At 71.8% G+C, this 6,720-nt stretch carries 5 protein-coding genes; 3 read left to right on the top strand and 2 right to left on the bottom strand.

The window, feature by feature from the left end; genetic code table 11:
* Positions 1–172: 172 nt before the first annotated feature.
* Together treZ and treY are read right to left on the bottom strand one after the other, a co-directional pair.
* Positions 173–1,927 carry a malto-oligosyltrehalose trehalohydrolase gene (gene treZ, locus AB0C36_RS27225; protein ID WP_358358742.1) on the bottom strand — a complete coding sequence of 585 codons (1,755 nt, stop codon included), beginning with the start codon at positions 1,925–1,927 and terminating at the stop codon, positions 173–175.
* Between the two features lie 184 nt (positions 1,928–2,111).
* On the bottom strand, positions 2,112–4,460 hold the full coding sequence (treY, locus tag AB0C36_RS27220) for a malto-oligosyltrehalose synthase (protein ID WP_358358740.1): 2,349 nt from the start codon (positions 4,458–4,460) through the stop codon (positions 2,112–2,114).
* A 157-nt stretch (positions 4,461–4,617) separates the two neighbouring features.
* Here treY and AB0C36_RS27215 point away from each other — a divergent pair, with 157 nt between their 5' ends.
* The 3 genes from AB0C36_RS27215 (at position 4,618) to AB0C36_RS27205 (ending at position 6,714) form a co-directional block, all read left to right on the top strand.
* Positions 4,618–5,184, top strand: a complete 567-nt coding sequence (locus tag AB0C36_RS27215) for a Uma2 family endonuclease (RefSeq protein ID WP_358358737.1) — start codon at positions 4,618–4,620, stop codon at positions 5,182–5,184.
* A gap of 67 nt (positions 5,185–5,251) precedes the next feature.
* Positions 5,252–6,367, top strand: a complete 1,116-nt coding sequence (locus AB0C36_RS27210; protein ID WP_358358735.1) for an Rv3169 family protein — start codon at positions 5,252–5,254, stop codon at positions 6,365–6,367.
* Positions 6,368–6,483: 116 nt separating this feature from the next.
* The gene (locus tag AB0C36_RS27205) at positions 6,484–6,714 is read left to right on the top strand and encodes a hypothetical protein (protein ID WP_358358732.1); all 231 of its coding nucleotides are present in this window, start codon (positions 6,484–6,486) and stop codon (positions 6,712–6,714) included.
* Positions 6,715–6,720: the final 6 nt, after the last annotated feature.

Raw genomic sequence — 6,720 nt, 5'->3', positions numbered from 1 at the left:
CCGTCACCAACGCCTGCGCGGACGCCTCACAGGTCGCGTACGAAGCACACGCGCGCACCGGGCCACCGCACGGCCGTCGTCCCGACGGCCTGACGGGCTCGACGGGTCCGACAGGGCTGATGAGCCCGACGAGCCCGACGACCCCGTCAGTCCGGTCGGCGGGACACGACGGTCAGTCCGTCAGCCGCACCACGGCTGCCGAACGCGGGGCGAGGGTCAGCGTCGTGCCGGCCAGGCCGCGCTCGACCCGGGCACCGTCCCACGCCGCCGCCACCTCGGCGCCGCCGGTCCCCACCGGCAGCGTCGCCTCCTCCTCGGCCAGGTTCACCGCGGTCCGGAACGCGCCGCGGTGCAGCATCATCCAGCCCGCCGCCTCGTCGTACGTCAGGTGCACGGCCCGCAGATCGGGATCCGCGAGCTCCGCATGCGTGCGGCGCAGCCGGATCAGGTCGCGATACCACGCGAGCAGTGCCGAGTGCGGCTCGCGGTACGGCTCCGACCAGTCGAGCCGCGAGTCGCGCACGGTGTCCGGCGACTGCGGGTCGGGCACCTGCCCGGCGTCCCACCCGTGCGCGGCGAACTCGGCGCGGCGGCCCCGGCGCACCGCCTCGGCGAGCACCGGGTCTGTGTGGTCGGTGAAGTACTGCCACGGCGTCGACGCGCCCCACTCCTCGCCCATGAAGAGCATGGGCGTGAACGGCGACGTGAGCACCAGCGCCGCCGCGGCGGCCAGCAGCCCCGGCGGCAGCAGGGCCGAAATTCGTTCACCGACCGCCCTGTTGCCCACCTGGTCGTGGTCCTGGAGGTACCCCATGAACCGGTGCCCCGGCATGCGCGAGGGGTCGAGCGGACGGCCGTGGTGCCGCTCCCGGAACGTCGACCATCCGCCGTCGTGCAGCCACACCCGGCGCAACGTCTTGGCCAGCGTGCCCATCGAGCCGAAGTCCACGTAATAGCCCTGGCGTTCGCCGGTCAGCAGGGCGTGCAGCGCGTGATGGAAGTCGTCGCTCCACTGCGCGTGGACGCCGAGCCCGCCGTTCTCACGGGGCGTGACCATGCGCGGATCGTTGAGGTCCGACTCGGCGACCAGGAACAGCGGCTTGCCCAGGGCGACCCCCAACCGGTCGACGGCATCCGAGAGTTCCTCCAGGAACGGCACCGCGCGACGGTCCTCCAGTTCGTGCACCGCGTCCAGCCGCAGGCCGTCGATGTGGAAGTCGCGCAGCCAGGCGAGCGCACTCGACCACAGGAAGGCGCGTACCTCGTCCGACCCCGGGCCGTCGAGGTTGACCGCGCTGCCCCACGGCGTGTGGTAGCGGTCGGTGAAGTAGGGGCCGAAGCGCGGCAGGTAGTTGCCGGACGGCCCGAGGTGGTTGTGCACGACGTCCAGGATCACCGCGAGGCCGTGCGCGTGGGCGGCGTCGACGAAGCGTTTGAGCCCGTCCGGGCCGCCGTACGGCTCGTGCGCCGCCCATAGGCACACGCCGTCGTAGCCCCACCCGTGCCGGCCAGGGAACGCCGCGACCGGCATCACCTCGACGTGCGTGACGCCGAGGTCGACGAGGTGGCCCAGGCGGTCCGCGGCGGCGTCGAACGTCCCCGCGTCGGTGAACGTCCCGATGTGCAGCTCGTAGACGACGCCGCCCGGCAGCGCCCGGCCGCGCCACGCCTGGTCCGTCCACTCGAACCGGTCGTGGTCGTAGACCCGCGACGGCTCGTCGGGGCCGCCCGGCTGCCACGCCGAACGCGGGTCCGGCAGCGCCTGTCCGCCGTCGACCGAGAAGGCGTAGTCGTCGCCGTGCCCGAGCGCGGGGACGTCGATACGCCACCAACCCGGACCGCCGCCGTGCCGCATCGCACGGCGGGCTCCGCCGGCCACCAGCTCCACACTGGACGCGGCCGGCGCCCACACCGAGAACTGCGTCATCGCCCTTCACCCCCACCCGAATCCCGCGTGTTCCAGGCCGTGTCGCACCGCCCTTGGCGACGCGCACCCCACTGCGTACCGCACTGCGCATCGGAGTGCGCATCGGAGTGCGCATCGGACTGCCCGTCGCAGGGTGTGCGGCGATGCGCGCCTCGGCGTGTGTTCCCGTGTGTGTACAGCTGAGTCAATGTGCCCCGTCCTCCAGTAGCGCCACCGGCAGGCGTGCGAACACCTCGGCCAGTGGCGCGTCGCGTGCGACCCGGCGCCCGGTCAGCAGGTCCGTCCACGTGCCCTTCCACAGGTCGAGGCAGGTGTCGCCCCACCCGCCGCGCGCCGCGAGGCCGACCGGGAGCCTCGTCGCGAGCGCGACCGTGAAGCCGCGGCGCATGCCCAGCACGTGCGCGGCCGCCTCGCCGCGTACGTGCACCGCCGCGTACCTGCCCTCGCCGCCGAACGCCGCCGGATCGCGCCGCCGCCACCGCAGCGCCGCCGAGGTCACGAGTGCCTTCTCGTCGTCGAGGTCGCGCGGTGTGCCGCCGGTGTCCAGATGGGCCAGCCGCGTCGCCGCCGCCCCGAAGTCCACCGGCGCACGGTTGTCCGGATCCACGAGGGTCCGCAAGACCGCCTCACCTCCCTGGTACACGTCCGGTACACCCGGCATCGTCAGCTGCACCAGTTTCACCCCCAGCGCGACCGTGCGGGCGGAATCGGCCAGACGTTCGACGAACTCCTGTACGGAAGACCGAAGTTCCCGGTCGTTCAGAACCCCGTCCACGAAAGCGTCCGTGGCCTGCTCATACGGCGTGTCGGGGGTCGTCCACGACGTCGAGCGGTCCGCCTCGCGCATCGCCTTGCGCAGGTACGCCTTCATCCGATCGGGGTCGATCGGCCACGCCCCCACCAGCGTCTGCCAGAACAGGTACGTGTCGTACCGGTCCGGCCCGGGACCCGAGCGGTGCCGCTGCGCCGCCTTCTCCCACCCGCGTACGGCCGCCTCCCACTCGTCCGGGATCTCCGCCAGCACCGCGAGCCGAGCCCGCACGTCCTCGCTGCGCTTGGTGTCGTGCGTCGACAGCGCGGTCATGGTGTCCGGCCGTGAGGCGTGCATCGACCGCGCGTAGGCGTGGAAGCCTTCGGTCCCGAGGCCCACTTCGTCCGGCTCGCCGCCCACCTCGTTGCACGAACTCAGCACGTACCAGCGGTAGAACGCGCGGTCCTCGACCCCCTTCGCGGCGACCGCCGAGGCCACCTGGGCGAAACGTACGGCGAACTCCGGGTCGTGCCCGAGCGCGGCGTCCGCGATCCGCCGCGCCGTCGCCGCGAGGCGGCCCGGCACGCCGGTCAGCGCCTCCCCGAGCAGGCTCGCGGCCTCCGCCGGCGCGGGCTCCCCGGCCACGACGTACGGCCGGTAGGCAGGCACCGACGCCAGCAACTCGCGCAGTGCGTCGCCCCGATCCGGGTCGTGTACGCCGATGTGCTCCAAGACGCGTTCGAGGCGCGCCACTTCGGTGGCGAGGCCGCTGCGCAGCACCTCCAGCTTCCCGGCCCGCGCCACAGGGGCGAACCCCGGCTCCGAGGCGCCCGTCATGTCGTGGTGCAGCGCGCGCAGCGCCTCCGCCCCGTCGGGGTCGGTGAACACCCCGTCGACGCGGCGCAGCGCGTCGTACCCGGTCGTGCCCGCGCAGTCCCAGTCGTCCGGCAGCCGTTCCTCGCCGTTCAGGATCTTCTCGACCACGATCCACGTGTCGGGCGAGGTCGCCTCACGCAGCCGCCGCAGGTAGCCGCGCGGGTCCGCGAGCCCGTCGGGGTGGTCGACGCGCAGTCCCTGCACCAGTCCCTCGCGGACCAGGCGCAGGATCACCGCGTGGGTCGCGGCGAACACCGCCTCGTCCTCCTGCCGGAGCCCTATCAGCGACGTGACCGTGAAGAAGCGCCGGTAGTTGCCGCGCAGATCGCCCTCGTGCCAGTCGGCGAGCCGGTAGTGCTGGGCGTCCAGGGCCTCGCGCAGCGACAGGTCCTCGGTGCCGTGCCGCAGCGGGAAGGCGTGGTCGTGGTAGCGGACCACACCGTCCTCGACCCCTATGTCGGCGAGCGCCCGGTCAAGCGGGGCGCCCAGTACCGGCAGCAGTATCCGGCCGCCGCCCGCGTCCCAGTCGATGTCGAACCAGTCGGCGTACGCCGACTCGCGCCCGCGCTCCAGAACCGACCAGAACTGCCGGTTCAGCGACTCGGGCGCGGGCACCGCCATGTGGTTGGGCACGATGTCGACCACGATCCCGAGCCCGTGCTCCCGCGCCTCGGCGGCCAGCACCCGGAAGCCCCGCTCGCCGCCCAGTTCGGGGGAGACCCGGCTGTGGTCGATCACGTCGTACCCGTGCCCGGAGCCGGGGACCGCACGCAGGATCGGCGACAGATAGAGGTGGGACACGCCCAGCGAGGCCAGGTAAGGCACCGCGTCGGCGGCCTCGGCGAAGCCGAATCCGGGCTGGAGCTGGAGGCGGTACGTCCCGGTGGGGACCACAGGAGGCGTCATGCAGACCGAGTGCCCCGACACCGGCAACGACACGCCGCATTAGCCCATCTGCCTGACTATCCCCCTCGTCACCCACATGGCCCAATCCCACGAAAGGTAGCCTCGTAAGCGGGAGGTAGCCGCCGGAAAGGGGCCCATGATGATTGCGGAGCCGGAAGTGGTACGCCTGTTCGACGTCATGGCCGATGTTGCGGGAGCTGTCCCGGTCGGATTCCGCGTGGAGTCCGTCGACGGGGAGATCTACGTGACACCGCCTGCCGCCCCGGAGCACCGGTCCGACATGGAACTCCTGGAGGATCGGCTTCGCGCCATGGGCGTCGGGCGTGTCGGCGTGATGAAGGAGTTCGCCTCCGGAGCCGACGACGACGACCTGCGGCCCCGGGTGATCCCCGACGTGTTCGTGCAGAGGCGCGAGCACACAGATTTGGATATCGCGTGGGCCCGGGCCCATGACAACTACTTCCCGCTGTCCATGGTCCTGCTCGTGGTCGAGGTGACGTCGCCAGGCACACGCGTGCTCGAGTTCAAGGCCAAGCTCGCCACCTATGCTGCGGCCGGTGTCGAGGTCTATCTGATCGTGGATCGTCAAGACCGCGCGATCTTCCTGCACCATGGTCCGGATCCTGCGGAACGGGCCTACAAGCACGTCCGTCGCTACTCCTACGGTGACCTGGTTGATTTGCCGTCCCCGTTCGGGAAACTGGTGACGACAGGGCTCCTCTGAGCCTGTTCTTTTTGTTTGCCCCAGTTAACAATCTCCGTGTTCCGCGCCGAGAACCGGAGGTCCGACCGTGCTCACCAGCTTCGACGACTACCCCGTCCACCAGACGCCGCTGCCCGTCGCGGTCCCGGCCACCAGCGACCGCAACGCATACGGGCGCTACTGGTTCGGCGCGGCCGACCGCGGCGGGCGGTTCATGGTCGAGGCCGCCTTCGGCCGGTACGCCAATCTCGGCGTGGCCGACGCCCACCTCTCCATCTCGCGCGGCGGCGTCCAGGACGCCTTCCACGTCTCCGGCAGCGCCCCCGCCGACCCCGCGGTGACCTCGGTCGGCCCGTTCCGCCTGCGCGTCGTCGAGCCGATGCGCCGGCTGGCGATCACCGTGGCCGACAACGAGACCGGCATCACCGCCGACCTGGAGTGGCGGGCCCGGGTCGGTGCGCTGGAGGAGGACCACACCGTCATGCACGACGGAGTGGGCCGCGTGATGGTCGACATGTGCCGATTCCTGCAGTTCGGCACGTGGGCCGGGCAGGTCACCGTGGACGGCGAGACCACCGAGCTGGCGCACGACGACGTCATCGGCGTACGCGACCGCTCGTGGGGCGTACGCCCCGTCGGGCAGCAGCCGCAGGGCAAGCCCGCCCCCAGCACGCCCAACGCATGGCTCTGGGCCCCGATCCACTTCGAGGACTCCTGCCGCACACTCGGCTACTTCCAGCGGCCGGGCGGCGAGATCTGGCGAGGCGACGCCTTCGTGATCCCGGTCGCCGACCCGGTGCCGCAGATCGTCGGCCACGACGACGTCGTCCGCGCCGAACCGCTGGGCGACCGCCTGACGTTCACATCCGGCACGCGCCGGATCTCGCACGCCGAGTTCGACGTACGCATGCCGGACGGGAGCACCGAGACCCTGGTGCTGGAGCCGCTGCGCCACATCATGATGAAGGGGCTCGGCTACACCTCGCCCGGATGGGCGCACGGCACGTGGAAGGGCGAGGGCACGGTCGGCCGCGAGACGTGGAAGCTCGACGAGGCCGATCCCCGCGACCCGACCGCGCAGCACGTGCACCACATCGTGAAGGCCCGTATCGGCGACCGCGAGGGCGTCGGGTTCCTGGAGCAGATCATCTTCGGGCCGCACACGCAGTACGGCTTCGAGGAGATCCTCGACGGCGCGAAGTAGCCGGTGATCACAGGGGGTTGTGATCTTTCCGCGGCATTCCGCACGATTGCGGAGTGATCGGATTCCTCATGTCCGTCCGGGCCTCCTGGCAAGCGCGGCGACGGGAGCGCGAGAGGGTGCGTCGGGACCACGTCTTCCGTGCCTGGACGGAGGCGGTAGAGGCGCCCGAGGAGAAGGCGGCCCGCGCCGCCGAGAACGCCAGGACGGCCGCCAAGATGGCGAAGTACCGGGCGGAGGCGAGGTCGCGTCTCGCGGCCGCCGACGCCCGGCGCGCCCAGCAGAGGCGCCGTGCCGAGGAGACCGACAGGCGCGCGGAGGCGGACCGCTACTGGACCTCGGGGGAGTAGTCCGCC

Source organism: Streptodolium elevatio (assembly GCF_040649515.1).
GTDB lineage: Bacteria > Actinomycetota > Actinomycetes > Streptomycetales > Streptomycetaceae > Yinghuangia > Yinghuangia elevatio.
This window is presented reverse-complemented; position numbering and strand designations above follow the sequence as displayed.

Bases quoted from the DNA above. Each gene is read 5' to 3' on its own strand.
- treZ (WP_358358742.1), bottom strand. From the start codon at position 1,927: ATGACGCAGTTCTCGGTGTGGGCGCCGGCCGCGTCCAGTGTGGAGCTG.
- treY (WP_358358740.1), bottom strand. From the start codon at position 4,460: ATGACGCCTCCTGTGGTCCCCACCGGGACGTACCGCCTCCAGCTCCAG.